Origin of the sequence: Streptomyces tibetensis, from assembly GCF_040647715.1 — a bacterium.
GTDB classification, from domain to species: Bacteria; Actinomycetota; Actinomycetes; order Streptomycetales; family Streptomycetaceae; genus Streptomyces; species Streptomyces tibetensis_A.
On the sequence record NZ_JBEZCR010000009.1, the window covers coordinates 325770 to 351296 of the forward strand.

General features: G+C 72.3%; 24 protein-coding genes. 7 read left to right on the forward strand and 17 right to left on the reverse strand.

Translation table 11 applies throughout. From position 1 onward, the window contains the following. Positions 1–12: 12 nt before the first annotated feature. Complete coding sequence (locus AB0B29_RS25145; protein WP_362243717.1) at positions 13–450, forward strand: hypothetical protein; 438 nt, start codon at positions 13–15, stop codon at positions 448–450. On the opposite strand, the gene AB0B29_RS25150 is transcribed toward AB0B29_RS25145, so the two are convergent. From AB0B29_RS25150 to AB0B29_RS25180, 7 genes are all read right to left on the reverse strand, one after another. Further along, on the reverse strand, positions 416–904 hold the full coding sequence (locus AB0B29_RS25150) for a hypothetical protein (RefSeq protein ID WP_362243786.1): 489 nt from the start codon (positions 902–904) through the stop codon (positions 416–418). The genes AB0B29_RS25145 and AB0B29_RS25150 overlap by 35 nt on opposite strands. Positions 905–1136: 232 nt before the next feature. Continuing rightward, a complete protein-coding gene (locus tag AB0B29_RS25155) occupies positions 1137–2387 on the reverse strand; it encodes a glucarate dehydratase family protein (RefSeq protein WP_362243718.1) in 1251 nt (416 codons plus the stop codon). Beyond that, the gene (locus AB0B29_RS25160) at positions 2384–3292 is read right to left on the reverse strand and encodes a 5-dehydro-4-deoxyglucarate dehydratase (RefSeq protein ID WP_362243720.1); all 909 of its coding nucleotides are present in this window, start codon (positions 3290–3292) and stop codon (positions 2384–2386) included. Before AB0B29_RS25160 ends, AB0B29_RS25155 begins: the two co-directional genes overlap by 4 nt. Positions 3293–3318: 26 nt before the next feature. Beyond that, positions 3319–4263, reverse strand: coding sequence for a carbohydrate ABC transporter permease (locus AB0B29_RS25165; protein WP_362243722.1), 945 nt, complete (start codon positions 4261–4263; stop codon positions 3319–3321). Further along, the gene (locus tag AB0B29_RS25170; RefSeq protein WP_362243723.1) at positions 4260–5171 is read right to left on the reverse strand and encodes a carbohydrate ABC transporter permease; all 912 of its coding nucleotides are present in this window, start codon (positions 5169–5171) and stop codon (positions 4260–4262) included. The genes AB0B29_RS25165 and AB0B29_RS25170 overlap by 4 nt, the downstream gene beginning before the upstream one ends. Then, complete coding sequence (locus AB0B29_RS25175; RefSeq protein ID WP_362243725.1) at positions 5168–6493, reverse strand: ABC transporter substrate-binding protein; 1326 nt, start codon at positions 6491–6493, stop codon at positions 5168–5170. Before AB0B29_RS25175 ends, AB0B29_RS25170 begins: the two co-directional genes overlap by 4 nt. A gap of 200 nt (positions 6494–6693) precedes the next feature. After that, positions 6694–7077 (reverse strand): DUF5997 family protein, encoded by a 384-nt coding sequence (locus AB0B29_RS25180; RefSeq protein WP_362243727.1) that lies wholly within the window; start codon positions 7075–7077, stop codon positions 6694–6696. 58 nt (positions 7078–7135) lie between these two features. Between AB0B29_RS25180 and AB0B29_RS25185 the strand changes: the two genes are divergently transcribed. After that, positions 7136–7918 carry a LysR family substrate-binding domain-containing protein gene (locus AB0B29_RS25185; RefSeq protein ID WP_362243729.1) on the forward strand — a complete coding sequence of 261 codons (783 nt, stop codon included), beginning with the start codon at positions 7136–7138 and terminating at the stop codon, positions 7916–7918. Positions 7919–8087: 169 nt separating this feature from the next. Here the strand turns inward: AB0B29_RS25185 and AB0B29_RS25190 are convergent, their stop codons facing one another. The 3 genes from AB0B29_RS25190 to AB0B29_RS25200 all read right to left on the reverse strand — a co-directional run bounded on the left by AB0B29_RS25190 (position 8088) and on the right by AB0B29_RS25200 (position 10175). Next, positions 8088–8852 (reverse strand): DUF4142 domain-containing protein, encoded by a 765-nt coding sequence (locus tag AB0B29_RS25190; RefSeq protein WP_362243731.1) that lies wholly within the window; start codon positions 8850–8852, stop codon positions 8088–8090. 131 nt (positions 8853–8983) lie between these two features. After that, positions 8984–9679: an HAD family hydrolase gene (locus AB0B29_RS25195; RefSeq protein ID WP_362243733.1), complete on the reverse strand. Its 696-nt coding sequence runs from the start codon at positions 9677–9679 to the stop codon at positions 8984–8986. 19 nt (positions 9680–9698) lie between these two features. After that, entirely contained in the window at positions 9699–10175 is a 477-nt protein-coding gene (locus tag AB0B29_RS25200; RefSeq protein WP_031111300.1) for an Lrp/AsnC family transcriptional regulator, read from the reverse strand. 198 nt (positions 10176–10373) lie between these two features. Here AB0B29_RS25200 and AB0B29_RS25205 point away from each other — a divergent pair, with 198 nt between their 5' ends. Next, a complete protein-coding gene (locus AB0B29_RS25205; protein ID WP_362243734.1) occupies positions 10374–11864 on the forward strand; it encodes an FUSC family protein in 1491 nt (496 codons plus the stop codon). A 251-nt stretch (positions 11865–12115) separates the two neighbouring features. Further along, entirely contained in the window at positions 12116–13141 is a 1026-nt protein-coding gene (locus AB0B29_RS25210; protein ID WP_362243736.1) for a lactonase family protein, read from the forward strand. Between the two features lie 95 nt (positions 13142–13236). On the opposite strand, the gene AB0B29_RS25215 is transcribed toward AB0B29_RS25210, so the two are convergent. The 4 genes from AB0B29_RS25215 to AB0B29_RS25230 form a co-directional block, all read right to left on the reverse strand. Continuing rightward, positions 13237–14160 (reverse strand): sirohydrochlorin chelatase, encoded by a 924-nt coding sequence (locus tag AB0B29_RS25215; RefSeq protein ID WP_362243738.1) that lies wholly within the window; start codon positions 14158–14160, stop codon positions 13237–13239. Positions 14161–14285: 125 nt separating this feature from the next. Then, the gene (locus AB0B29_RS25220) at positions 14286–15272 is read right to left on the reverse strand and encodes an N-acetylglucosamine kinase (RefSeq protein ID WP_362243740.1); all 987 of its coding nucleotides are present in this window, start codon (positions 15270–15272) and stop codon (positions 14286–14288) included. Beyond that, positions 15269–15946 (reverse strand): uracil-DNA glycosylase, encoded by a 678-nt coding sequence (locus AB0B29_RS25225; RefSeq protein ID WP_362243742.1) that lies wholly within the window; start codon positions 15944–15946, stop codon positions 15269–15271. The genes AB0B29_RS25220 and AB0B29_RS25225 overlap by 4 nt, the downstream gene beginning before the upstream one ends. 118 nt (positions 15947–16064) lie before the next feature. Beyond that, complete coding sequence (locus AB0B29_RS25230; RefSeq protein ID WP_362243743.1) at positions 16065–17222, reverse strand: WD40/YVTN/BNR-like repeat-containing protein; 1158 nt, start codon at positions 17220–17222, stop codon at positions 16065–16067. A gap of 213 nt (positions 17223–17435) precedes the next feature. On the opposite strand from AB0B29_RS25230, the gene AB0B29_RS25235 reads away from it, so the two are divergent. Beyond that, positions 17436–18020, forward strand: a complete 585-nt coding sequence (locus AB0B29_RS25235; protein ID WP_362243744.1) for an Rv1733c family protein — start codon at positions 17436–17438, stop codon at positions 18018–18020. A 43-nt stretch (positions 18021–18063) separates the two neighbouring features. Here AB0B29_RS25235 and AB0B29_RS25240 read toward each other — a convergent pair whose 3' ends face one another. Both AB0B29_RS25240 and AB0B29_RS25245 read right to left on the reverse strand, forming a co-directional pair. Beyond that, the gene (locus AB0B29_RS25240; RefSeq protein ID WP_362243746.1) at positions 18064–20166 is read right to left on the reverse strand and encodes a HEAT repeat domain-containing protein; all 2103 of its coding nucleotides are present in this window, start codon (positions 20164–20166) and stop codon (positions 18064–18066) included. Between the two features lie 248 nt (positions 20167–20414). Next, entirely contained in the window at positions 20415–22094 is a 1680-nt protein-coding gene (locus AB0B29_RS25245; protein WP_362243747.1) for an acyl-CoA dehydrogenase family protein, read from the reverse strand. A 75-nt stretch (positions 22095–22169) separates the two neighbouring features. Here AB0B29_RS25245 and AB0B29_RS25250 point away from each other — a divergent pair, with 75 nt between their 5' ends. Next, positions 22170–22928 carry a PaaX family transcriptional regulator C-terminal domain-containing protein gene (locus AB0B29_RS25250; RefSeq protein WP_362243748.1) on the forward strand — a complete coding sequence of 253 codons (759 nt, stop codon included), beginning with the start codon at positions 22170–22172 and terminating at the stop codon, positions 22926–22928. 76 nt (positions 22929–23004) lie between these two features. Here AB0B29_RS25250 and AB0B29_RS25255 read toward each other — a convergent pair whose 3' ends face one another. Next, positions 23005–23793 carry a pectate lyase gene (locus tag AB0B29_RS25255; RefSeq protein WP_362243749.1) on the reverse strand — a complete coding sequence of 263 codons (789 nt, stop codon included), beginning with the start codon at positions 23791–23793 and terminating at the stop codon, positions 23005–23007. Positions 23794–24125: 332 nt separating this feature from the next. Between AB0B29_RS25255 and AB0B29_RS25260 the strand changes: the two genes are divergently transcribed. Continuing rightward, complete coding sequence (locus AB0B29_RS25260; RefSeq protein WP_362243750.1) at positions 24126–25478, forward strand: extracellular catalytic domain type 1 short-chain-length polyhydroxyalkanoate depolymerase; 1353 nt, start codon at positions 24126–24128, stop codon at positions 25476–25478. The last annotated feature ends 49 nt before the right edge of the window (positions 25479–25527 follow it).

Sequence of the window (25527 nt, forward strand, 5' to 3'; positions counted from 1 at the left end):
CGTTCCCCCGGCATGGACAGCACGGAGACGGCGCGGCGCCTTCCGGGGAACGAAGCGGTACCCCGCTCGTACGCCGAACTCACCAGCGGATACGCGGGACACCCGCCGATCTACGCGGCTCTGGTCGCCGAGTGGGAGGCGCGGGGCCACGCGGTCCCGGAGCACCGCGACGGCCAGTGGGTCTCCTTCGCCGCGCCCGCCGACAGCGAAACCTGGACCGCTGTCCCCGCGTGGACCACCGGCCTGCACCTGGGCCCGGTCATCCCCGGCACCCCGCGTCCGGCTGCCGCCCCGTACCCGGCTGCCGCCCCTCACCCGGCGGCCGGCCGGTACCCGGGCCCGGCCGCACCCGCGGGCACCCGCCCGGCCTCCGGCCGGCACCCGGGGGTTGCCGGGCCGTCGTCCGGTGCCCGCGTCACCAGCCGTCCGTCACCACCGGCTCCGCACTGACCGGTGCCAGCACCGCGAGGGTTCCGCTGGCCTCCCGCAGGGCCCATTCGAGCGGGCCGGGGGTGTGCAGGGTGCCGGTTCCGTCCGGCGGCACGAGCCACTCCAGCCGGCCGGCGGGACGGTACGGCGGCGGCACGGCGACCCAGGAACCCCGGCCGACGTGCCGTACGCCGAAGCCGATCCACTCGCTGACCGGATCCGGTGGCAGGAAGAACCCCACTCTGCGCGCGGCGCAGTCCACCAGGGTAGGGCCGGGCACCTTCAGCGGATCGCGCCACAGGATGTCCAGAGCGAGCAGGCCGAGCCGGTCGGGGACGCTCAGCACGTCCCAGTACCGCCCGGCCTCCACGAGCATGGTCCCCGCACCGTAGTCCCACTCCCGCTTGCACTCCTTGGGGTCCGTGGCGGCCGCGGCGAGCCACTCGACGGCTTGCTTCCACATGACGCTCTGCATGGCCACCCCAGGCACAGTCGGTGGCGCCGCGGTCGGGCGCGCGCTGGACACGGCCGGTGGCCCGCGGGGTTCCGCGTGCCGCCCGGCCGTAGCCATGCTCGTAGATATTTCTATGCGCCGGAAGGGGTGGCGCGGTGTGGCGTTTGAGGCGTGCCGGTCCCGGTCGAACGAGGGCAGCCGAAGGCACGTTCCGCACAACCGCGGTCAACTTCGAGCGCAACACGCGCGGCCGTCACCAGCGCGGGAGCCTCGACTCGAACTCCGGACGGAACCGCCGCATGTAACCGGTGTCGTCCCGGCTGCGCTTCCCCGAGTCGAGGTACCGCCGGTGCAGTCGCTCCAGCCGGTCGTGGTCGAGTTCGACGCCCAGTCCCGGCCCGGTGGGCACCTTGACCTCACCGTCGCGCAGTTCCAGCGCGCCGGGGACGATCACGTCGTCCGCGGAGTTCCACGGGTAGTGCGTGTCGCAGGAGTGGTCGAGGTTGGGGATGGCGGCGGCGACATGGGTCATCGCGGCGAGGCTGATGCCCAGGTGCGAGTTGGAGTGCATCGACAGGGTGAGCCCGAACGCCTCGCACACGGCGGCCAGTTCACGGGTGCGGCGCAGTCCGCCCCAGTAGTGGTGGTCGGTGAGCAGCACCTGGATCGCGTCCTGCTCGACGGCCGGCTTCAGATGCTCCCAGGCGATGACGCACATGTTGGTCGCGAGCGGCATGGGGGAGTCCTTCGCCACCTCCGCCATGGCGGGGACGCCCCGGGTCGGATCCTCCAAGTACTCCAGTACGCCGTCGAGTTCACGGGCGACGTACTTCGACGTCTCCACCGTCCAGGCCACGTTCGGGTCGAGCCGCAGCGGCTGCCCGGGAAAGGCCTCCGCGAGCGCCCGCATCGCGGCGATCTCCTCGTCGGGCGGGAAGACACCGCCCTTGAGCTTGAACGACCGGAACCCGTACCGCTCCTGCATCAGCCGGGCCTGCTCGACGATGCCGGCCGGGTCGAGGGCCTCGCCCCAGTCGTCGCCGATCGCGGCCCGGCCGTCGAGCGCGGGGTGCTCCGCCCACTTGTAGAAGAGGTAGGCGGCGAAGGGCACCGCGTCGCGGACCTTCCCGCCCAGCAGGTCGCTGACCGGACGGCCGAGCAGCCTGCCCTGCGCGTCCAGGCAGGCCACCTCGACCGCCGAGGTGGTCCAGCCGCGCTCGTGGGAGCTCGGCTCGGTCGGGAGCAGCGCCGCGTCGATCGCCGCGGACACGGCGGTGGTGTCGAAGACGTCCATGCCGGCGACGACCTTCGCGGCGGCGTGCAGCCGCTCCAGGCGGGCCGCGCCACCCGGGGACTCGCCGAGCCCCACCGTGCCGTCCTCCAGGACCAGTTGGAGGACGATCCGCAGGGCGAGCGGCTCGTGCACGCCGCTCGAGTTGAGCAGCGGCGGGTCGCCGAAGGCGATCGGGGTGATGATCAGCTCACGGATGCGCGTGGCACTCATGCTGCGGCCACCTCCAGACCGTGGTCGAGGAGTTTCGCGAGCCGGGCGAGGTGCTCCGGCGTCGGGTCGAGCAGGGGCGCCCGTACCCCGCCGACATCCAGGCCGCGCAGGGTCACACCGGCCTTGACCAGCGACACGGCGTACCCGGGGACCTCGTCGCGCAGGGCGACCAGCGGGCCGTAGAACTCGTCGAGGAGCCGCGAGACCAAGGCGTCGTCGTTCTCCGCGAGGGCCCGGTGGAAGGCCAGGGCGATCTCCGGGGCGAAGGCGAACACCGCCGAGGAGTACAGCTCCACACCGATGCCCTGGTAGGCGGGCGCGGTCATCTCGGCGGTCGGCAGCCCGTTGAAGAACTGGAAGTCCTCCGTGCCCGGCACGGCCCGCACCGCGCGGACGATGCGGTGCATCCGCTCGATGTCCCCGACACCGTCCTTGAGTCCGACCACCCCGGGCAGGGCGGCGATCTCCGCGGCCGTCTGCGCCGTGAGCCGGGCGGTGCCCCGCTGGTAGAAGACGACCGGCAGGTCCGTGGTCGCGATGACCTCCTCGACGTAGCGCACCAGGCCCTGCTGCGGGGCGCTGACGAGGTAGGGCGGCAGCAGCAGGATGCCGTCGGCGCCGGCGCGTTCGACGCGGGCGGCCTGGTCGCGGGCGACCGGGGTGGGGCCGCCGGCCGCAGCGAGGACCGGTACGCGTCCGGCCGTGGTTTCGACGGCGACCCGGGTGGCCCGCTCGATCTCCTCGGCCGACAGCGCGTGGAACTCGCCGGTGCCGCAGGCGACGAACACACCTCCCGCGCCCGCGGCGACACCCGACTCGATGTGCTGGGCGAGCCGTTCCTCGTCCAGTGAACCGTCCGCCGCGAACGGCGTGACCGGGAAGAACAGCACTCCGTGGAACTTCATGTCTCCCTCAAACGTGGGGTGGGTGGTCAGCCCTTGGTGGCCCCGGCGGCGATGCCGGTGACCAGCGAGCGCTGGAGGAGCAGATAGACGATCAGGCTGGGGATCAGGGCGATGACCGCACCGGCCAGCACCACCCCGGAGCCGACCTGCGGGTCGGTGCGCAGGACGGACAGGGCGACGGTGACCGTGTAGTCGGTGGGGTCCTTGGCGGCGATCAGGGGCAGCAGGTACTGGTCCCAGATCATGATGAAGCCGAGCACCCCGGCCACGCCGAGGGCGGGCTTGCACAGCGGCAGGACGACCTGCCACAGCATCCGCAGCTCGCCCACGCCGTCGATACGGGCGGCCTCCTCTATCTCGGTGGGGATGTCCTTCATGAACTCGGTGAGCAGCATCACCGAGAAACCCCAGGCGCCGAGCGGCAGGATCACGCCCCAGACCGTGCCCTTGAGGTCGACGCCGAGCACGGGCACATGCCCGAGGACCAGCGACAGCGGGATGGCGATGACCTCTTCGGGGAGCATCATCGTCAGCATGAACAGGGTCAGGACCAGCGCCTGCCCGCGGAACCTGTGCCGGGCCAGCGCGTACGCGGCCAGTGTGCACACGGCGAGCTGGAGCAGCAGCCCACCGCCCGCGATGACCAGCGAGTTGCCGAAGTAGTCCCAGATGCCGCGCTCGCCCGCCACCTCGAAGTTCAGCAGGGTCGGGTGGTGGGGGAGGAACGACAGCGTCGAACCGCTGGCCTTCTCGCTGAAGGAACCGGAGAAGATCGTCAGGAACGGTGCCGCGAAGACCCCCAGGGCGAGCAGACAGAGCAGGACGCGCAGCGCCCAGGCGGGGCCCGGCCGGTCGTTCCATCCGAGGGCGGTGTCGAAACGGGCGGGCGTGGTGCGCCGGTTGCCGCCGGACTGCCGCGTGGGGGAGGCGGTCACCGGGGTGCGGACGGGTTCGATGGCAGGGGCGCTCATTTCGCGTCTCCCCTCTTGCGGAGGTAGTTGACCGTGACGGTGAGCAGTAGCGTCACGCAGAGCAGGACCACGGAGGCGGCCGAGGCACCGCCGATGTCGTTACGGGTGAAGCCGAGGGTGTAGGCGCGGGTCATCCACACGTCGGTGGAGCCGGCCGGGCCGCCGCCGGTGAGGACGTACACCTCGGTGAAGACGCGCAGTCCACGGATGGCGGCGAGGGTCAGGACGATGCCGAGGGCGGGACGGATGGCGGGCAGGGTGATGTGGCGCAGACGCTGCCACAGCGAGACGCCGTCCATCGCGGCGGCCTCGTACAGCGAGCGGTCCACGCCCGCGAGGCCCGCGAGGATGATCACCATGTTGTACGGGGCGAGCATCCAGATGCCCATGGCCATCGTGGCCCACAATGCGGTGCCGGGGTTGTCCAGATAGGGCACCGGACCCAGCCCGAACAGTCCGAGACCGCTGTTGATGAGGCCGTCGGAGGTCGGGTAGTACATCAGCCGCCACATCTCGCCGACCACCGCGGTGGCGGTGACGACGGGCAGGAACACGGCGGTACGGATGATCTTCAGTGAGCGGGCCTGGCCCTCCAGCAGCAGCGCCAGCGCACAGCCGACGACGATCCCGCCGAGGGACATGCCGATGCCGAGCACCAGGGTGTGGCCGATGGCGTCCTGGAAGCGGTGATCGGTCAGGACCCGCGTGTAGTTGTCGAGGCCGACCCACTTGTCGCCGAGGAAGGGCCGTACGTCGAAGAAGCTGAGCCAGACGCCCTTGCCCATCGGCAGGAACTTGAAGATGAGGGCCAGCAGCAGAGCCGGGGCGAGGAACAGCCAGGGCAGTACGGCCTTCTTGCTGATGATCCGGGCTCTGCGTGGCCCGGCAGTCGTCGCGGTCGCGGTCATTTCAACAGGTCCTGGTCCTTGAGGTCACCGGCGAGGGTGTCGTTGAGTTCCTTCAGGCCGGAGCGGACGTCGCTGCCGCAGTAGGTGAAGATCGCGTTGAGCGCGTCGGCGGTGTCCTGCTTGATCGGGGCGAAGTCCGGCGCATTGGGGAACTGCACGGAGGCGGTCTCGTACGCCTTCTGCACCACGCTCCAGCGGGGGTCGTGGCGCACTTTCGCCGCGTCGAGCGTGGAGTTGACCGGGATGCGCACGACGGGCTGGTGGTCGCCGGTCATGGCGAGTTCCTGGCCTTCGGGGGAGATGAGGAACGCGGCGAGCGCCTGCTCCTGCTTCGCCTTGCCGGTCCTGGCGCCGAAGTAGATGTTCTCGCCGTCGGCCAGCACGTTGTTGCCGGCCGGTCCCGCCGGCGCGGGCAGCACCTCGTACTTGCCCTTGCCGAGCGCCGCGTCGAACGTCGACATGTTGTACGGGCCGGTGAGGTACATCCCGGCGTTGCCGTCCTGGAAGTTGGTGGTGTTCGAGGTGACGGAGGTCAGGGCGCTGGGCTGGACGACCCCCTTGTCGCCGCAGAAGAGGTTCTTCTTCATCCAGGTGACGGTGCGCACGGCGGCAGCCGAGTCCATGGCGGGCCGGAAGCCCGAGCCCTCCTTCTCCAGGAGTTGCACCCCACCCTGCCAGAGGTAGCTGGCGCCCCACCATGCGACGTAGCCGTTCTGGGCGCTGCCCGGGACGACCATGCCGTAGGTGTCCTCCTTGCCGTCCCCGTCCGGATCGCGGGTGGCGAACGCCTTGGCGAGCACGAGCGTGTCCTGCCAGGTCTTCGGCTGTGGCAGGCCGAGCTTCTCGCGCCAGTCCTTGCGGACGAACAGCGTCATGGCCTGGCGGGAGTAGGGGATGCCGTAGTGCCTGCCGTCGCGGCCCACGGTGGTCGCCCAGGACTTGGCGGTGATCTCGTCGTGGCCCGCGATGGAGGCCGGGGTGATGGGCTCGAGGAGACCCTGGGACTGGTAACTGCCCATCAGGGCCGTGTCGTTGATCATGACGTCCGGCAGGTCCTTGACGGACGCCCGGCTCTGGAGCTGCTGGTCGAAGTTCATGACCGGCTGGTAGTCGACCTTGATGCCGGTCTTCTGGGTGAAGGCGGCGAACACCCGGTCGTAGGTCTTGGCGGACTCCGGATCGCTCCGGGTCCACACCTCCAGGGTGTTCGGGTCGCCGGCCCGGGCGCTGCCGGAACCGGAGCCGCAGCCTGCCGTTCCGAACAGGAGCCCCGAGACGGTGAGCGTGGCAGCCAGGCGGAGACTTCGTCGGCGATCCCGCATGGGTGGTTCTCCGTTCATATTCGTGAACCCGCTTCACGAATCTAAATGATCGGCCAAGCTACGGATCGTTTCAGCGCCATGTCAAGACATGGCCGAAAGGTTTCACCGATGCCACACGGCGCCCGGTAACACCCAGGAGACAGCGACGGCCCCCACCGGATCATCCGGTGGGGGCCGTCCAAAAACGAGGGGTGCTGAGGTCAGGCCTGACGTTCGGCGTTCTTCTTCTTGATCCGGGCCGCTTCCTTGCGGACCTCGGCCTGGGTGGTGCGCTCCCGCTCGAGCCACTCGGGGCCTTCCTGCTTCAGGGCCTCGATCTGCTCGGTGGTGAGGGGCTCGGTGACGCCCGCGCGGGCGAGACCGGCGATGGAGACGCCGAGCTTGGCGGCGACCACCGGGCGGGGGTGCGGGCCGTTGCGCCGCAGGTCCTGCAACCACTGCGGAGGGTTCGCCTGGAGCTCGTTCAGCTCGGCGCGCGAAACGACACCCTCCCGGAACTCGGCGGGTGTGGCTTCGAGGTACACACCCAGCTTCTTGGCCGCGGTAGCGGGCTTCATCGTCTGGGTGCTCTGGTGCGACGTCATGGCTCCCAGGGTATCGAGCGTGTGCACGACCCCTGACCACGCCCGGTAACCTGGCGAGGTGACAGGCTCGGATGAAACCCCCTCGTTCCGGCTCGCCTACGTCCCCGGGGTGATGCCCGACAAGTGGGTGCGCATCTGGAACGAGCGGCAGCCCGATGTCCCGCTGATCCTCACGCAGGTGCCGGCCGGAGAGGTGGCCGAGCGGCTGCTGGGCGGGGAGGCCGACGCGGGCCTCGTCCGCACACCGGTGAACCGGACGGTCTTCAGCGCGATTCCCCTCTACACCGAGCAGACGGTCGTCGTCGTGCCCAAGGATCACCTGGTCACGGCCGTTGACGAGGTGGCGCCGGAGGATCTGGCCGACGACATCGTGCTGCACCCGCTCGACGACGTCCTCGACTGGGAGACCCTCCCCGGGCGTCCTGCCCTCGATCGGCCCGCCACCACCGCCGACGCCGTCGAACTGGTCGCGGCGGGCATCGGCGTCCTCGTGGTCCCGCTGTCGCTCGCCCGGCTCCACCACCGCAAGGACCTCACCCACCGGCCCCTCACCGACGCCCCCGAGTCGAGCGTGGCCCTTGCCTGGCCCGAGGACGCGAAGACGGACCAGGTCGAGGACTTCATCGGCATCGTCCGCGGCCGCACGGTCAACAGCACCCGGGGCCGTCAGCAGCCGCCGACGCAGGGCAGGTCCACGGACGCGGCCCGGGGCGGCGCCCGGCGGAAACCGGCGCCCGGCAAGTCGGCTGGCGCCAAGTCGGCGGGGGTGAAGCGGACGGGGCAGAGCGGGAGCGGCGCGCCCAAGGGCGCCAGACGGGGCAAGCCCCGCCGCCGTTCGTGATACCGGGGCCTGTCGTCGTTCTCAGCACCGGGGACGGCCGTCGTTCGTGGCACCGGGGCCTGCCGTGTTCGTGGTGCTCGCGGAGGCCGTTGCGCGATACCGGTCAGCCGTCGTTCGTGGTCCGGGGCCGGCGGACGGACCGCAGCCCCGGACGCGTACCCGTGTCTGTTCAGCCTGCCGACGGAGAGGGCGCCGGCGCCCCGAAGGAGGGGTTGGGTGCCACCGTCTGGAAGTCCTTCAGGTCGTCCGGGATCGGCAGCACGCGGACCGGCGCACCCTGCTGCGGCGGCGGCGGTGTCGTCTGGTCCTGGGGAAGCTTGGGCGGGGCGGTGATCTGGAAGCTGACCTGCTCCTGGTTGATCAGGCCGGTCTTCTCCAGCACCGTGATGTGGTCCAGAACGGTGTCGTTGGTCGTGTCGGCGAGCTCCCGCACGAGGCTGTTGCGGGTGGTTGCCCGGATCTTGGCGATCGTCGGGAAGATGCCCCCGTGCGCGACACGCATGATGGTCACGGCCGTGGACTCGAACTCCTTGCCGGTGCTGCCCTCGGCCGTCGCCACGAACTGCTGCTGCTGTGGCGACGGTTCGTTCGGCAGGGTGATGCCCAGGTCCGTGGAGATCTTGCGGCAGCCCGCGTCGAGCCGGCCGTGCCCCACGAGCAGGTGCTTGGAGACTTCCTGCATCTCCGGCGACGTGCTCCGCTCCTTGATCATCTGCCCGAGCGGGTACTCCCAGAGCCCGGCCGCGCGCACGCGCACCACGAAGTCGCGGTCCGCCTCGGTCAGCGGACCCCACTGGGTGTTGGCGATGATGCGGTCCTGGCCGGAAGCGGTGTTCTGCACGCCCAGCATGCTCGGGTAGGCGAGCGCGGTGAGCGTAAGGATCAACGCACCGCCCACGAACGCGGTTCCTGCCGTGCTGCGCGAGATGCGCATCGTGCCTCCTGGGATATGAACGGCCCAACACCAGGAGGTACGGACGCCGGGGGCGAAACAATCACCCCTGCCGCAAAAAAGTTCGCAGAATCCGCTCGCCATGCTCCCCGCACGGGACGGGAGAGGCCAGATCAGGACAGGTCGGCCGAGCCGACGAGCCAGTCGTACGCCGACCGTGCCGTGAACTGCTCCTGGCCGCCCCGCAGGAGCAGGCCCACGGTCGCGAACTCGGGTGCGTCGGCCTGGGCCGGGACGTACGGGATCGCGATGCAGCGCATGCCGGCCGCGTGCGCGGCGGCGGCGCCCGGAGCGGCGTCCTCCAGCACGACGCAGTCGGACGGGGCCGCGCCCAGCCTGCGGGCCGCCTCCAGGAAGACGTCCGGAGCGGGCTTGCCGTGCGCGACCTCGTCGGCGGAGACCACGGTGTGCAGCCGCGCGTCCAGCCCGGTTCCGGTCAGCACCGCCGCGATGGCCTCCGGCGACGATCCCGAGGCCACGGCCATGGGCACGCCCTCGGTCGCCAGCAGCTCGACGAACGCACGCATCTCCGGGTAGGCGCGGGTGGCGCTGCGGGCCAGTTCCAGGTAGTGGCGGTTCTTCACGGCGAGCAGTTCCTCGACCGAGGCGGGCAGGCCGTAGCGGTCCTTCCAGTCCGCGACCGTCTCCTGCGTGCTGATGCCGACGTAGCGCTCGTGGTCCGCCCAGGTGAAGTCCGTGATGCCGTACTCGGCGAGCGTCCGGCGGCCTGCCTCGTAGTAGTTCGGCTCGCTGTCCACGAGTGTTCCATCGAGATCGAAGATGACTGACATTCCGCGGAGCTCGCTCATGCGGCCATGCTCTCAAAGATCATCCGCGGGCCGACCGCCCGATCGACTCGACCAGCGGCAGCATCCGGTGGGACACGCGCTCGCGCAGGGCGACCTCGGTACGGGTGCGCACCACCCCGGGCATGCTGATCAGCTTCTGGACGACGTCCTCCAGATGTGCGTTGTCCCGGGCCACCACCCGGGCCAGCAGATCCCCGCCACCCGTGATCGAGAACGCCTCCACGATCTCCGGCACCGCCGCCAGAGCGTCCCCCACCTCGTCGAGATGGCCCTGGGTGACCTCGATGTGGACGAACGCGAGCACGGGATGCCCGAGCGCGGCGGGGGAGAGGGCCGGTGCCGTGCCGGTGATCACACCGTCGCGCTCCAGCCGGTCGAGCCTTGCCTGCAGGGTGCCCCGGGCGACGCCCAGGATCCGGGCGTACTCGCGCACGCTGGTACGTGGCTGCTCCAGCAGCAGCCGCAGGATGCGGGTGTCGAGCTCGTCCACGGGCATGGCGCCTCCTCCTCGTCCGTTGGCTCTGCTGCGGCCGTTCCCCGGCCGCTCAGGCTGCACCAATGGCCCAGTCTAGAAGGAGCCGGTTGAGCCAGTGGCCTCCGGGATGCTGATATGGGTGCGTCGATGGCGCTGCGGACCCCGCGGCGCCTTTTTCATGCGTACTTGTGGCCGGTACGACGAGAGGGGCGGTAAGCGGTGCTGAAGAGGGTGTTCATGGCTCCGGATCCGGGGCGGACGCGGCTCAGGTTCGCCGCGCGGGCCGTGCTCGGCATCGCGCTCGCGGTCGCCCTGTGCGGCCTCGCCGGGCATTCCCTCGCGGGTGCCGTCACCGGCGGTCTCGCCGCCCTGCTCGCCCTGTTCACCGTCACGGACGCGACGGTCCGCGGCCAGGCCGTCACGACCGCTCTGCTGCCCGCCGTCGGCCTGCCCGTGCTCACCGCCGCGGCCGAGCTGCACGACCACCCGGTGGCCCGGGACCTCACCTTCCTCGCCGTCGTCGGTGCGGGCGTGTACGCGCGCCGCTGGGGCCCGCGCGGTCACAGCCTCGGCGTGTTCGCGTTCATGACCTTCTTCGTGGCGCAGTTCCTGCACGCCACCACCGGCCGGCTGCTGGAGCTGTACGCCGCGGTCCTGCTGTCGGTCCTCGCCGCCGCCGCGGTGCGCTTCGGCCTCTGGTGCTACGAGCGCCGCCTGCCCCCGCCGTCCACGCCCGCCCCGCCGGGCGGCACCGGTCTGGCGCGGGTGACCACCCGCCAGGCGATCCAGGCGACCGCCGGGGCGGGCTTCGCCCTCGTCGTGGGCCAGCTGGTGTCGGGGCAGCGCTGGTACTGGGCCGTCGGCGCCACCTGGTGGATCTTCGTCAACACCACCTCGCGGGGCGAGACCCTGGTCCGCGGCTTCCGGCGGCTGCTCGGCACGGTCATCGGCATCGCCCTCGGTCTGCTCGTGGCGATGCCCGTGCACGGCGACCCGACCGTCACGGCCGCGCTGGCCGCCGCCTGCGTGTTCGGCATCTTCTACACCGCCGCCGTGTCCTACACCTGGATGATGCTCTGGGTCACCCTCCTCGCCGGACTCCTCTACGGTCTCCTCGGCGTGCTCGGCCCCGGACTGCTCGCACTGCGGCTCGCCGAGACCGGCGTCGGAGCGCTCGGCGCCGCCCTGGCCGTGATCCTCGTCCTGCCCGTGACCACCCACAGCATCACCGACGCCTGGATCCGGCGGGCCCTGCGCTGCGTGCACGCCTGCGCCGTCGAGACCGCCCGGCGCCTGGCCGGAGCGGCGGACGCCGACCCGGGCCCGCGGGTGGCCGAGCTGGAGCAGCTGCTCGCCCGGGTACGGCTCTCGGTCGCCCCGCTCGTGCACCCGCTGAACCCGATGCTCGGCCGCAAACGGCGGGCCCGGCACGTGCTGGCCCTCCTCGACGACTGCGCCCGCGAAATCCGCGGTCTGGTCGCCGTCGCGGCGGACCCGGAGGCCTCCCACGACGCCCGTCTCGCCACCGCCTGCCGACGGGTGGAGGCCGCTGTGGAGGCCCTCACCGAGGGCAGGGACATCGCGGTCCACGCGGACGGCCTGCCCCACGCGGAGCCCGCCCTGGCCCATCTGCACGGCCTGGAGCGAGCCCTGGCCGATCTGGCCCGCCCCCTGCGCACCCCGTCGGGCTCACCGCTGGTGGGCGCCTGACGGGACCGTGAGGGCGCAGGCGCCCCTGGTCGGCACGGGCCCGAGTTGCGCCGTGAGACGGTGACGCGCCCTGGGTCGGCACGGTGGTGATGTGCGCCGTGAGGACGTCAGCGGCTCTGGGCCGGCACGGTGGCGGTGCGCGCTCCGCCGGGCCCGGGGCCGACCGGGCGAGGCACCCTTGACCGTCTGGTCTAGACCGCGCATGATCGGCTGGGCGGACCACCCGGCCGCGCGGACGAGAGGGGACAGCGGTGACGGACGGCAGGCGGCGGGCGTTCATCGGGTCGTTCACGGCGGCCGGCGGCCCCGGCATCGTGATGGCGGAGGTCGACGCCGACACCGGCGCGCTGACCGTGCTGAGCAGCGTGAACGCCGTCCCGGACCCCTCCTGCCTGACGCTCTCGACGGACGGGGAGATGCTGTACGCGGTCAGTGAGACCGCCGAGGGCGCGGTGGCCGCGTACCGGGTGGACGGGGACAAGCCCGAGCCGGCCGGACGGCCGGTCCCGGTCGACGGCAGCGGCCCGACCCACCTCAGCCTGTACGCCGGGCACCTCCTGACCGCCAACTACGGCTCCGGCAGCGTCACCGCGGTCCCGCTCCGCCCCGACGGCACACTCGCGCGGTCCGCGTCCCGCGTGCTCCGGCACAGCGGCGCCGGTCCGCACACGCCCCGCCAGCAGAGGCCGCACGCCCATCAGGTGCAGCCCGACCCGAGCGGCCGCTGGGCCGTCAGCGTGGACCTCGGCACGGACTCGGTGCGGGTGTGCACCCTGACCGACGGTGCCCTCGCCGTGCACCGGGAGACCGCCCTGCGCCCCGGCTCGGGGCCGCGTCACCTGGCCTTCCACCCGGACGGCCGCCACGCGTACGTCGTCAACGAACTCAGCCCCTCCGTCACCGTATGCCGCTGGGACGCGACGGAAGGCGTTCTGACACCGCTGTCCGAAACCCCGGTCCTGCCCGGTGCACCGGCGCGCGACGCCTACCCGTCGGGCATCGCCGCCTCACGCGACGGCCGCTTCGTCTGGACCGCCACCCGCGGCGAGGACGTCCTGTCCGTGCTCGCCGTCGAGGGTGAAGGGCTGCGGCTCGTCACCACGGTGCCCTGCGGCGGCCACTGGCCGCGCGCCCTCACCGCCGGCGACGGCTACCTGTACGTCGCCAACGAGCGCTCCGGCGACGTGACCTGGTTCGCGGTCGACCCGCTCACGGGCGTCCCACGACGAGGCGGCTCGACCAGGGTGACCGCGGCCTCGTACGTGGTCCTCGGCTGAGCGGAAGTCACCAGGACCGCCCGCCCCGCCCTCGACGACGAAGGCCCGCTCCGAACCGGAGCGGGCCTTCTCGATGTCCTGCGCGGCGCCTGGTGTCAGCGCACGGGCGTGCTCTGCGGCTGCTGCGGCGCGATGCCGAGCGCCGTCGTGTACTTGGCCAGGGCCAGCTTGCCGATCGCCGGGTACGGGCCGAGCGGCTCGGCGGCGGAGCACCCGGCCTCCTTCGCGGCCTCCTCGAGCAGGACCTGCTCGATCTCCGGGCCGATCAGGTACGGCGCGAGCGCCAGCTGCTGCGAGCCCGAGGAGCGCAGCTGCTCGGCGACGGACGCGATGGAGCCCTCCTGGTCCAGGGCCGCGGCCATCACCGGAACGGCGAGACGCGCGGCGAGCAGCATGCCGGTGATGCCAGCCGCCTGCACCGCCTCGTCACCGCCCACCGAAGCGAGGATGATGCCGTCCGCGGCGGTCGCCACGGTGAACAGCCGGGCACGGTCCGCGCGGGCCAGACCGGCCTCGGACAGCCGCACGTGCAACGCCTCGGCGAGCAGCGGGTGCGGGCCGAGCACGTCGGTCAGCTCGGCGGCGACACGGCTCTCCATGAGGGCCTGGCGGACCTGGCGCAGCAGCGAACCGTCCGGGCCTGCGAGCAGCGGCACGACGACGGCGACGGGGCCGTCGGGCATCTTGACGTCCATGCCGGCGGCACGGGCCTGCTCGAAACGGGCCGTGCGCTCCTCGGCCGCGTGCACGAGCACGGCCTGCAGCGAGGGGAACTCCGCGTTGTCCCCGTCGAGGTATCCGATGCGGGCATCGAGGCCGGGCAGCTCGGAGCGGGCGATGCTCACGACCTCTTCGGCGAGGCTGCGCGTGGTGCTACTGGGCGTCCCCGGCACGGCGAGGACGAGCGCGGGCGCGCCCTCGGGAGCAACCAGCGGCTCGGGGCGGCGGTGCCGTCCGGGCTGGCGGGGGCGCGGCATTCGTACGGGCAGGCCATCCGCGGGCCCAGTGGGGGAACTCATGGCGCCGCATGTTACTGGCTTCCTGGGTTCCTCTGTTCGGGGAGGGTGCAGGTGAGCGGTATCCGTCCCGTTTTGTCTATTGAGTTACGTACGGATGAGTTGCGTATGGATCGGACGCGGTCGGATCAATCACCCGAACGGATGGTCACCGACAGCATCCTCTCGTCACCGGGCAGCGTGAGGGAACCGGTGCTCAGTTCGGCCGCGATGCGCACCGCGCCGTGCAACGGATCGCCCTCGGCCGGCACCCGCCGCGCCCGTGGGAGCCGCCCGGTCAGTTCTTCGTCCAGGGGTCCCAGCAGTGGGTCGCCCAGCTCGAACAGGCCGCCGGTGACGGCGACGCACGGCTCACCGCCGGAGGGGCACACGGCCGCCGCGGAGTCCGCCATGTGCCGGGCGGCGGCACGCAGGATGCCCGCCGCGACGGGATCCTCGTCCGCGCAGGCGGCCACACGAGGTGCGAAGGAGGCGAGCACGGCGGGCCGGTCGGGACGGGGATACAGCGCGCCGGGCAGTCCCGCGACGGGCCCGAACTGTTCCTCGGCGCAGGCCAGCAGGCGGGCCGAGCCGTCCTGGCGTCGGTCGTGGGCGCGCAGCGCGGCCTCGAGGCCCGCCCGGCCGATCCAGGCACCGCCCCCGCAGTCACCGAGCAGATGCCCCCAGCCGTCCGCGCGCCGCCAGCCGGTCAGATCGGTGCCCACCGCGATCAGCCCGGTACCGCCGGCGATCACGGCACCGGGGCGCGGCCCGAGCGCACCCACATAGGCGGTCACGGCATCGGCGGCCAGTGCGACCCGGCGCACCCCCCATTCCCGGGCCAGGGCACCGGGCAGTTCGGCGCGCAGCCCGCCCCCCAGGGAGGCCATGCCGGCCGCGCCGACGGCGACGGTGGTCAGCGGCACGGCTCCCGCCTCGGCGGTCAACGCGCTCACCAACGGAGTGAGTTGCGCCATGAAGTGCTCGGGGTCGATGCCCCGCTCGCCGGTGCGTACCGGCTCATCGGACGCCCGGCGGGCCAGCGGGCCGCGCTCGGCGGTCCCGATCACGGCCCGGAGCCCGGAGCCACCGGAGTCAACGGCGAGAAACCCGGCATCCGCCGGCGTCCCGGTCATGGCAGGCGCCAGTCCACCGGTTGGCCACCCTGGCGGATCAGCAGATCGTTGGCCCGGCTGAACGGGCGGGAACCGAAGAAGCCCCGGTCGGCCGACATGGGGGAGGGGTGGGCGGATTCGACGGAGGGCAGATCGCCGAGGATCGGGCGCAGATTGCGGGCGTCACGGCCCCACAGGATGGACACCAGCGGCTTGCCGCGCCCCGCCAGGGCCCGAATGGCCTGCTCCGTGACCTCCTCCCAGCCCTTGCCCCGGTGTGCGGCGGGCTTGCGCGGGGCGGTGGTCAGCGCCCGGTTGAGCAGCAGCACACCCTGCCGCGTCCACGGCGTGAGGTCGCCGTTGGACGGCTCGGGGAGCCCCAGGTCGGCGTTCAGCTCGCGGTAGATGTTGATGAGGCTGCCGGGCAGCGGCCGCACCTCCGGCGCCACCGAGAACGACAGGCCCACCGCGTGCCCGGGAGTGGGGTACGGGTCCTGACCGACGATCAGGACCCGTACGTCGTCGAACGGCTGCTGGAAGGCCCGCAGAACGTTCGGCCCGGCCGGGAGGTAGGTGCGTCCCGCGGCGATCTCCGCGCGAAGGAAGTCCCCCATCGCGGCGACGCGTTCGGCCACCGGTTCCAGGGCCTTCGCCCAGCCCGCTTCGACGATTTCATGCAAGGGTCGTGGTGCCACGGGCGTCACCCTACTGCCGTGCGGACAGCGGCGATCAACCGGTGGCCAACGCCTGCGTGCGCCCTCGTCCCCCGCCTGTCGCTCCGCCTCGTCCCCGCCCTCGTCCGCGTCCTTCGCCTCAGCCGACGAGCGCGGCCCGCACGCACAGCACGTCCGGCAGGTGCGAGGCGAGCTGCTGCCAGCTGTCTCCGTCGTCGGCCGACGCGAACACCTCGCCGTTGCGGTTGCCGAAGTAGACGCCCGCGGGGTCGGCGTCGTCCGTGCACATCGCGTCGCGCAGCACCGTGCCGTAGTGGTCCTCTTGCGGCAGGCCCGTCGAGAGGGGTTCCCAGCTCTTGCCCGCGTCCGTCGTCCGGTAGACCCGGCACCGGTGGTCGGCCGGCACCCGGTCGGCGTCGGCGTTGATCGGGAACACGTATGCCGTGTCGCCCCGGTGCGGATGCGCCGTCGTGGCGAAGCCGAACGTGGAGGGCAGGCCCTCGCCGATGTCCGTCCAGTGCGCACCGGCGTCGTCGCTGCGGTACACGCCCCAGTGGTTCTGCAGGTACAGCCGGTCCGGGGTGGCCGCGTCACGTGCGACCTTGTGCACGCACTGCCCGAACTCCGGGTTCGGGTCGGGCAGGAACACCGCGGAGACACCCGAGTTGGAGGGGGCCCAGCTCGCGCCGCCGTCCAGGGTGCGGAACACGCCGGCGGTCGAGACGGCGACCGTCACCGCTTTGGGGTCCCGCCGGTCGGTGAGCACGGTGTGCAGGCCCTCGCCACCGCCGCCCGGTACCCACTTCGAGCGCGTGGGGTGCTCCCACAGGGGCCGGACCAGCTCGAACGTCTCCCCGCGGTCCTCCGAGCGGTACAGCGCGGCCGGCTCGGTGCCCGCGTACACCACGTCCGGCTCGGCGGCGGCCGGGTGCAACTGCCACACGCGCTCCAGGGACGCTCCCGTGTCCTTGGGGAACTTGACCGCCGGGCGGGCCGGTTCGGTCCAGGTCCGGCCGAGGTCGTCGGAGTGGAACACGGACGGGCCCCAGTGCGCGCTGTCGCCGCCGACCAGCAGCCGCGGGGTCCCGGCCCGGGCGTCGATGGCGACCGAGTACACGGCCTGCGCGTTGAAGTAGGGGCGCTCGTCGAACTGCCAGGCCTCACCGCCTCGCCGGCGCCCGATGAAAAGGCCTTTGCGCGTGCCCACGGCGAGCAGTACCTCGGTCATGCCGATCACCTCCGCGGCGTCGTCGTTGACGCCCTCGTCCCGAACACCGGCCAGTCTGCACCCGACCACTGACAGTCACCCCCGGAGCGGGCTGCGTCCCAGGTCAGCGGGGTGTCGGCCGAGGCGGGCGAGGGGGCTGGCGCACCGCCCGGGCCGGCCCTCGCCGGAGCGGTGGCACCGTGGAGATCGTCACGCCGGGTAGGTGCAGTGAGCATCCAGGCGCCGCCGTCCGTATGGGGAGAGCGGCGGGATGGTCGTGGGCTCGTGAGGAGGAGGCCTTCGATGGCGTTACGTGGTCCGAAGGTGTGGCTGTGGCGCTGGCGGCGCAATCCGCTCAAGCGCCGTGGCGACCGGGTGGAGGCCTGGGTCGTCCTGGGCGTGTGGCTGCTCACCGTTTTCGTCGGGCTGCTCGCCGGGACGGCGGTGAGCCGTTCCGTCGAGGACGGGCTGGCCCGGGAACGCGCCGACTGGCGCCCCCTCGTGGCACGGCTCGCCGAGCGCGCGCCCGGGGCGGCCCCCGAGAGCGGCAGCGTGTCCCGCACCGAGACGGTGTGGGCGACGGCACGGTGGACCGCCGCGGACGGGTCCGAGCACTCCGGCCAGCTGCGGGTTCCGGCGGGCAGCGCCGTGGGGGCCCCGGTCACCGTATGGACCGATGCCGAGGGCCGTCAGGTCACCCGGCCCGTCACCGAGTCCCAGGCGCGTGTACGGGCCTCCCTGACCGGTGGCGCGGCAGGTCTCTGCGCGGCGGCCGTCCCCCTGGTCGCGGGCCGTGCCCTTCGCGATCGCCTGGAGCGTCGCCGCATCGACCAGTGGGACGCGGAGTGGGCCCGCTTCGGCCCGATGTGGGGGCGCACGACGGGGTGAGGCCGTCGTGGCGCCCCGCTCCGGCCGCCGACAGCCGCCGGCCTTACCGGTGCCCCGCTCCGGCCAGTGCATGACCGCATGTCCGGAGCAGCGTCAGGTCCTCGCGTATGCCGTTGCCCACGGCGTCGGGGCGATGCCGGAGGGGAGAGGCGAGTTCCGCTCGGAGCAGGTCGTGCAGGGGTGTTCCCGACGTTCCCAGTGCCGAGACGCACTCGGCGATCGTCGCGCGCGTGCGGGGGTGATCCCTCCACGCGGAGCGGAGGACGGGGAGGAACCGTTCCGGTTCGCCCGTCGCCCGCCACACCGCGCAGGCGGCGGTGGCCCGGGCCCGCGCGTCACCGCGGCCGGCCAGCTCGCGCAGCCCGGGCAGGGCGGGGCGGGCGGCCGGGCCAAGCCGCCCCAGTACGGCCGCCGCACGGCGTCGGCGGTCGCTGTCCGTGTCCGGTGACGTGTCCGTCAACGCGCGGAGCAGCACGGGCAGCACAGCGTGCGCGTCGCCCGTGATCGACCACAGCGCGTCCGCCGCCGCGACCGCGCAGTCGCCCTCCAGCAGTCCGCACAGATCCGGCACCGCCTCGCGCGCGGCGCCGCCGAACGCGCCGAGGGCACGAACCGCCGCTTCCGTGACGGCGTCGCGCCGCCGCATCCCGTGCGGCATGCCACGCAGCAGACGCAGCACAGCCGGTACGGAGGCCTCGTCGCCCAGTGCGGCGAGGGCCGACAGCAGGGGAACGGCTCGTTCGCAGAGGTCGGACGCGTCGAGCGGCACACGGCCGAGCGACCGCCGCAGCGCAGGGACGAGGGGCACGGCCGCGCGTCCCAGATGAGGTACGGCCAGCCCGAGATCGCGCGGTACGACCGGACCCGCCAGCACCTCGGCCAGCACGGGTGTGGCCCGCGCGTCGCCCGTCCCGGCCAGTGCCCTGAGCGGGCCGCCCAAGGTCGGCGTACCCCGCTCCCCATGCCGTATCCGCAGCTCGGGACGGTACGTCACCAACGTGTGGAGATGATCCGCGGCGGGCGCGGCGAGCTCGGAGAGCTCCACCAGGACGGTGACCGCCGCGTCGTGCAACCGGCTCTCCTCCGAGCCCAGTTGACTGCCGATGAGGAGGACCGGCTCCGCGTGACCGGTGCGCCGTTCACGGAAGAGCCCGGCCGACATCCACACCCCGTTGCACCGGTCGAGGGGATCAGGGCTGGTCAACTGCCCGCACAGCAGGGCGACACGGTCGGCGACCCGGCTGCCCAGCGCGGAGTGCAGGGTCCGCAACAGCCGGGAGCCCTCCTCGTCCGAGGGGCGCAACCGCCGCAACCGGACGGCGAGCGTGTCCGGACCGGGACGGCCCTCCGCGGTCCCCGCCCGGGCCCGCCTCTCTGACCTGGCTCTGAGCAGCCCGACGACGGTCGGTACGAGATCGGCGGGGAGCAGGTCCGGGGCGCATCCCGCGAGCTGGCCGAGTGCGGCGAGCCGGAGACCGGGGCCGTAAGGCGGCGCGCCCAGCTCGGCCAGCAGGCGCACTGCCTCGGCTGCGTGGGCCTCCCCGGCCGCGTGAGTCTCCTTGGCTGCGTGAGCCTCCTCAGCCGCGTGAGCCTCCTCGACTGCATGGACCTTTCCGGCCGGGCGGAGGAGATGCGCGAACAGGCCGAGGCTCTCCGCGAGGGCGAGCAGGACACCGTCGTCCCGCTCCACGGTGATCCGCTCCCGCAGCAGGGCGAGCACCCGCGCCGGTTGGTCCACGTACCGCACCAGCGCGCCCGGGACCACCCGCCGCACGGCGGCGTCCGGGTCCCCCGCGAGACGGACGAAGACGTCGGCACGCGCGCGCAGAAGGTCCCGCACCCTTGCCGTGCGGTCGTCGCGGGCACCGGCGATGTCCTCGATGCTGACGAGGAGTTCCACCACGCCCGCCCGGTCCCGCACCTCCTCGCGGTCGGCGAGCGCGAGGAGGTGCGGGACACAGGCGAGCGCCGAGTCGTGCACGTCGTCGTCCTGGTGGTGCACGGCGCCGTACATCCCGTCGAGCGCGGTCTGTCGCTCGGCCGGGTCGGAGGAGGCCAGCCCCCGCAGTAGTCCGGGCACGTCCTCCGCTCTGCCGTGAGCGTGGCGCAGCGAGGCCCGGTCGACCTCGTCCATCCCCCTGAACACGTTGTCCTCCCCCAGACGAAGTGCCGACGACGGGGAGTCTGCACCACAGCACTGACAACGAAGCGGAATCGGGAGATGACTGTGCGCGAACTGTGCGCACGATGGCTGGAGTTCGAGTCGGCACCACCCGGGCCGGCTGCCCCGCCCAGGGCCCGGCGCCCCTTCAAGCGGCAGGCCCGGACCCCGGCCCAGGCTCCGACCCCCGGCCCAGGCCCCGACCCCGGCCCGACCCGGACCCCGGCCCGGCCTCAGCCCCCGCCGCCGGGCAGTGCCCGCTCCACGATCGTGTCCAGGTCCGCCGTCCGCGGCAGCGTCCCGAAGGCGTACCCCCAGTCACCCCCGAGCCGCGTCGCGCAGAAGGCGTCGGCGACGGCCGCCGGGGCGTGCCGGACGAGGAGGGATGCCTGGAGGGCCAGCGCCATCTGCTCCACGAGACGGCGGGCCGTGACCGGCGACGCCTCGGACAGACCCGCCTTGAGCCGCGTCACGGCCGAGTCCAGGCGGGCGTCCGCGCCCCGGGCGAGGGCGAGCTCGCCGAACACGGCCTCGGCGGTACCCGGTTCGCGGCTCAGCGCCCGGAGCACGTCGAGCGCGTTGACGTTCCCCGAGCCCTCCCAGATCGACAGCAGGGGAGCCTCGCGGTAGTGCCGGGGCATGCCCGAGTCCTCGACATAGCCGTTGCCGCCGAGGCACTCCAGTGCCTCCGCGGTGAAGGCGGGGCCGCGCTTGGTCACCCAGTACTTGCCGACCGCGGTGGCGATCCGGCGGAACGCGGCTTCAGAACCGTCCACATCGTCTCCTCGGACGGCCCGGTCGGCCGCCCCGGCCAGCCGCAGGGTGAGCGTCGTGGCGGCCTCGGACTCCAGCGCCAGATCGGCGAGGACGTTGCGCATCAGCGGCTGGTCGACGAGCCGTGCGCCGAACGCGCTGCGGTGGCGCGCGTGGTGCCCGGCCTCGACGAGGGACTTGCGCATCAGCGCGGCCGACATCGTCACGCAGTCCAGCCGCGTGCAGTTGACCATCTCGATGATGGTCTTCACGCCCTGCCCCTCGGGGCCGACCAGCCAGGCCACCGTCCCGTCGAACTCGGGCTCGGAGGAGGCGTTGGACCGGTTGCCCAGCTTGTCCTTCAACCGCTGGATGCGGAAGGTGTTGCGGGTCCCGTCCGGCAGTACCCGCGGCACGAGGAAGCACGAAAGCCCGCCCGGGGCCTGGGCCAGGACGAGGAACACGTCGCACATCGGCGCCGAGGTGAACCACTTGTGTCCGCGCAGCGTGTACACCCCGGGCTCGGCCGTCGGTGTGGCCGCCGTGGTGTTCGTCCGGACGTCGGAGCCGCCCTGCTTCTCGGTCATCCCCATGCCCGCGAGCAGCCCGCGCTTCTCCGTGGGCTCCCTGAGGACCGGGTCGTACTCCCGGCTCGTCAGCAACGGCTCGTAGAGTTTCGCCAGCTCCGGCTGCTTGCGCAGTGCGGGGACGGCGGCGTAGGTCATCGACGTGGGGCAGCCGTGCCCGGCCTCGGTGTGGCCCCAGACCAGTCCGCCCGCGGTCCTGACGACGTGAGCGCCGGGCCGGTCGTCCGCCCAGGGAGATGCGGCCAGTCCCTCCCCGATCGCCGTGCGCATCAGGTGGTGCCAGCTGGGGTGGAACTCCACCTCGTCGACGCGGTTGCCGTACCGGTCGTGCGTGCGCAGCCTCGGCTCGTGCCGGTTGGCGAGGTCGGCCCACTCCTGCGCCTGGGCACTGCCGGCCTGCCGCCCGAGTCGCCGCAGGTCCTCCCCGGCCCACCCTGCGCCCTCCCGCCACAGGCCCTCCAGCAGGGCCGTGTCGTCGGAGGCGTCATAGGGGGTGAGGGGAGGGGCCTGGTTCGTCACGTCGTGCGTGGCGGGTCCGCCGTACGACGGTTGTTCTTCCAGTGTCGAGACCATGCTTCGAGTGTTGCACTCAGGCTGCGGTCGCAGCAATCCTGCAACACCGGCATGCGCGGCGTACAGTACGTGACCATGCCGATGAACGTCCCGGCGCCGCCCGGCGCGCTCGACCTGCGCCCGCTGTCCGCGCGGTCGGTCGTCCTGAGCCTGCTCCTCGGCACGCATCCACCCGAACTTCCGGTCAGGGAACTGCTGCGGCTCGTGGAAGGCTTCGGCGTCGGCGGCTCCACCCTGCGGGCGGCGCTCAGCCGGATGGTGGCCGCCGGGGACCTGCGGCGCACCGACGGGGGCTACCGCCTCAGCGAGCGGCTGCTGGAACGCCAGCGCCGCCAGGACGACGCCGTGCATCCGCGCACGCGCGCGTGGCGCGGCGACTGGGAGATGGTCGTGATCACCGCGACCGGGCGCGGCCCGGCGGAACGCGCCGAGCTGCGCACGCGGCTGACCGCCCTCCGGCTCGCCGAACTCCGCGAAGGCGTCTGGCTCCGGCCCGCCAACCTCACCCGTGCTCTCCCCGCTGACCTGGACCGGGTCGTCCAGCGCTACACGGCCCGCCCCGACCGCCCCTCGGACGAACTGGCCGGAACCCTCTGGCCGCTGGACGCCTGGTCCGCCACCGCCCGGGCTCTGCTCGCCCACATCGCCGGTTCGCCCCGCCCGGCCGACCGCCTGACGGCCTTCGCCGCCGTCGTACGGCACCTGCTCGCCGACCCCGTGCTGCCCCCCGGACTCCTGCCCGCCGACTGGCCCGGCACCGAACTGCGCGCCGCCTACACCGCCTACCAGCGGGAGCTGATCGGGGAGGTACGCGCGCGCGTGCGCGGCACATGACGCGGACGGCCGTGCGCAGCGCCCGTCGGACGCTTCGCACGGCCGCCTTCACCGTGGGGGGAGTGTCTGCCCAGGACTACCTGTACGTGATGTCCGAGGTGGAGTAGAGGCAGTTCTTGCTGTCGGGTCCGGATCCGACAGCGGTGTTGTTGTTGTACTTCTGGCAGGGGACGACCTTGCGGCCGGAGTCGTTGCGGATCGTGATGTTCCGCAGGGTCGCCACGTCGTTGCGGTTGACGTTGATGCCGACGAGCCGAGCGGTGGAGCCGGTGCCGGTCACGTCGATGGTGTTGAGGTTGACCTTGCGGGTGTACTGCGTGGAACAGTCACCGCAGGAGCGGTACAGCGTCTTGAACTCCTGCACCGCGAAGTTGGAGATGGTCAGAGTGCCGCCGCCGTTGTGCTGGAAGACCTTGTCCGCGGCCTTCTTCGCACCGCCGCCGATCACCTGGTAGGTGGCGCCGTTGCCGCCGCGGAAGGTGGCGGCGTCCTCGCCGACGTCCTCCCACCAGACGTTCTGCAGCGTGCAACTGCCCTCGCAGTGGATGCCGTCGGCCGCGGGGGCGCCGAGGATGACGTTCTTCAGCACCGCGCCGTCGGCGAGCTTGAAGATCGGGTCCTGACCCTCCTCCTGCCCGTCACCGGCCAGGGCGCCGGTGCCGTAGTACCGCTTCATCCCGTAGTCCTTGGTGCCGGACACGGAGATGGTGGAGGAGGTCCCCTGGCTGCCGTTGGGAGTCGGCCAGGTGGCGGCGCTCGCGGCGGGGGCGTTGACAGTCATGATCATGCCAACCGAGAGGCCGAGTGCGGCCAGTGCGCCGGCCGTCGCGCGCCTGCGGGCGCGTGGACGTGTCGCAGAAGTCATGTCCCGAGTCCCTTCTGTTGTGGGGGTGGGTGGAGCCGAAGCTTCCCGTGGTCGTGCATCGTGTCGAAGTGTTCAGGAGTGCCCGGGGAACACATACATGAATGACATCCGTCATCTCGTTCGTCCTGCGCACTGCACGTGCACCGTTCGCGTCAGCGGGTCACACTGCTGAACGGAACGTAGAGGGCAAGCGCTTTCTAGTCAACGCCTCGTGCAGAACTGATTCGGTCGCCGCTGGTCACCGCGCCAGTCGCGTGGGAGCGCTTCCATGGGAGCCATGTCCATGCCACCATGCCCGAACGGACGCCTCCCACGACGGAAGGAACCCGGACGTGCCTGCCACCTCCCACCCCAGGTCCAGGAGACTTCGGCGACCGCTTCTCCTCGCGCTGGTCGCCGCGCTGTTGCCGCTGCTCGTGGCCACCGTGCTCACTGCTCCCGTGGCCGCCGCCGACGAGCCCACCCGCGGTCCCGCCCCCGGCTCCGCCCGCAAGGGGGCCGTCCCCGCCGCGGCCCTCACCGAGGTCACGAACTTCGGTACCAATCCCAGCAACCTGCGGATGTACCTGTACGTACCGGAGAGCGTGACCCCGAAGCCTGCGGTCGTGGTGGCCGTGCACTGGTGCACCGGCTCGGGACCGGACATGTACAACGGCACCGAGTACGACACGCTCGCCGACCGGTACGGATTCATCGTGCTGTACCCGTCCGTCACCCGCAGCAGCAAGTGCTTCGACGTCTCCTCGCCCCAGGCCCTGCGCCGTGGCGGAGGCAGCGACCCCGTCGGCATCAAGTCGATGATCGACTGGGTCACCCGCACCTACGACGCCGACACGGGCCGGGTGTTCGCCACCGGGATCTCCTCCGGCGCGATGATGACGAACGTCCTGCTCGGGGACTACCCGGACGTGTTCGCGGCGGGCGCCGCCTTCTCGGGCGTCCCGTTCGGCTGCTTCGCCACCACCGACGGCTCCGAGTGGAACAGCGCCTGCTCGGGCGGTACGGTCACCCGCACCGCGCAGGAGTGGGGCGATCTTGCCCGGGGCGCGTACCCCGGTTACACCGGCCCCCGGCCCCGCATGCAGATCTGGCACGGCACCGAGGACGACGCCCTGCGCTACCCCAACTTCGGGGAGCAGATCAAGCAGTGGACGAACGTGCAGGGCGTGAGCCAGACGCCGGCCGCCACCGACACTCCCCAGCCCGGCTGGACCCGTACCCGCTACGGCGGCACGAGCGACAGGGCTCCCGTGGAGGCCATCAGTCTCCAGGGCGTCGGTCACAACCTGTACGCCCAGGGTATGGCGTCCCGCGTGCTCACCTTCTTCGGCCTGGAGGGCTCCGGCCCGGGTCCTCAGCCCCAACCCGGCGCCTGCCGGGTGACGGCCTCGGTGAACTCCTGGAACACCGGGCTGACCGCGTCCGTGACCCTCACCAACACCGGCACGACGACCGTCAACGGCTGGAAGGCCGGCTTCACGCTGCCCGCCGGGCAGACGGTCACGGGTGGCTGGGGCGCCACGTACGCGCCGACATCCGGGTCGGTCACCGCAACCAACGTCTCGTACAACGGCACGATCGCACCGGGGGCCAGCGTGAACTTCGGCTACCAGGCCTCTCACGCGGGCAACAGTGCCGCTCCGACCGCGTTCACGCTCAACGGGACGGCGTGCGCGACCGGTTGACCCATCTCTTGGGGTGCCGGACGGGACGGACGGCTCGGGCGGGCCGGAT

Bases quoted from the DNA above. Each gene is read 5' to 3' on its own strand.
- AB0B29_RS25145 (WP_362243717.1), top strand. From the start codon at position 13: ATGGACAGCACGGAGACGGCGCGGCGCCTTCCGGGGAACGAAGCGGTA.
- AB0B29_RS25150 (WP_362243786.1), bottom strand. From the start codon at position 904: ATGCAGAGCGTCATGTGGAAGCAAGCCGTCGAGTGGCTCGCCGCGGCC.
- AB0B29_RS25155 (WP_362243718.1), bottom strand. From the start codon at position 2,387: ATGAGTGCCACGCGCATCCGTGAGCTGATCATCACCCCGATCGCCTTC.
- AB0B29_RS25160 (WP_362243720.1), bottom strand. From the start codon at position 3,292: ATGAAGTTCCACGGAGTGCTGTTCTTCCCGGTCACGCCGTTCGCGGCG.
- AB0B29_RS25165 (WP_362243722.1), bottom strand. From the start codon at position 4,263: ATGAGCGCCCCTGCCATCGAACCCGTCCGCACCCCGGTGACCGCCTCC.
- AB0B29_RS25170 (WP_362243723.1), bottom strand. From the start codon at position 5,171: ATGACCGCGACCGCGACGACTGCCGGGCCACGCAGAGCCCGGATCATC.
- AB0B29_RS25175 (WP_362243725.1), bottom strand. From the start codon at position 6,493: ATGCGGGATCGCCGACGAAGTCTCCGCCTGGCTGCCACGCTCACCGTC.
- AB0B29_RS25180 (WP_362243727.1), bottom strand. From the start codon at position 7,077: ATGACGTCGCACCAGAGCACCCAGACGATGAAGCCCGCTACCGCGGCC.
- AB0B29_RS25190 (WP_362243731.1), bottom strand. From the start codon at position 8,852: ATGCGCATCTCGCGCAGCACGGCAGGAACCGCGTTCGTGGGCGGTGCG.
- AB0B29_RS25195 (WP_362243733.1), bottom strand. From the start codon at position 9,679: ATGAGCGAGCTCCGCGGAATGTCAGTCATCTTCGATCTCGATGGAACA.
- AB0B29_RS25200 (WP_031111300.1), bottom strand. From the start codon at position 10,175: ATGCCCGTGGACGAGCTCGACACCCGCATCCTGCGGCTGCTGCTGGAG.
- AB0B29_RS25215 (WP_362243738.1), bottom strand. From the start codon at position 14,160: ATGAGTTCCCCCACTGGGCCCGCGGATGGCCTGCCCGTACGAATGCCG.
- AB0B29_RS25220 (WP_362243740.1), bottom strand. From the start codon at position 15,272: ATGACCGGGACGCCGGCGGATGCCGGGTTTCTCGCCGTTGACTCCGGT.
- AB0B29_RS25235 (WP_362243744.1), top strand. From the start codon at position 17,436: ATGGCGTTACGTGGTCCGAAGGTGTGGCTGTGGCGCTGGCGGCGCAAT.
- AB0B29_RS25245 (WP_362243747.1), bottom strand. From the start codon at position 22,094: ATGGTCTCGACACTGGAAGAACAACCGTCGTACGGCGGACCCGCCACG.
- AB0B29_RS25250 (WP_362243748.1), top strand. From the start codon at position 22,170: ATGCCGATGAACGTCCCGGCGCCGCCCGGCGCGCTCGACCTGCGCCCG.
- AB0B29_RS25255 (WP_362243749.1), bottom strand. From the start codon at position 23,793: ATGACTTCTGCGACACGTCCACGCGCCCGCAGGCGCGCGACGGCCGGC.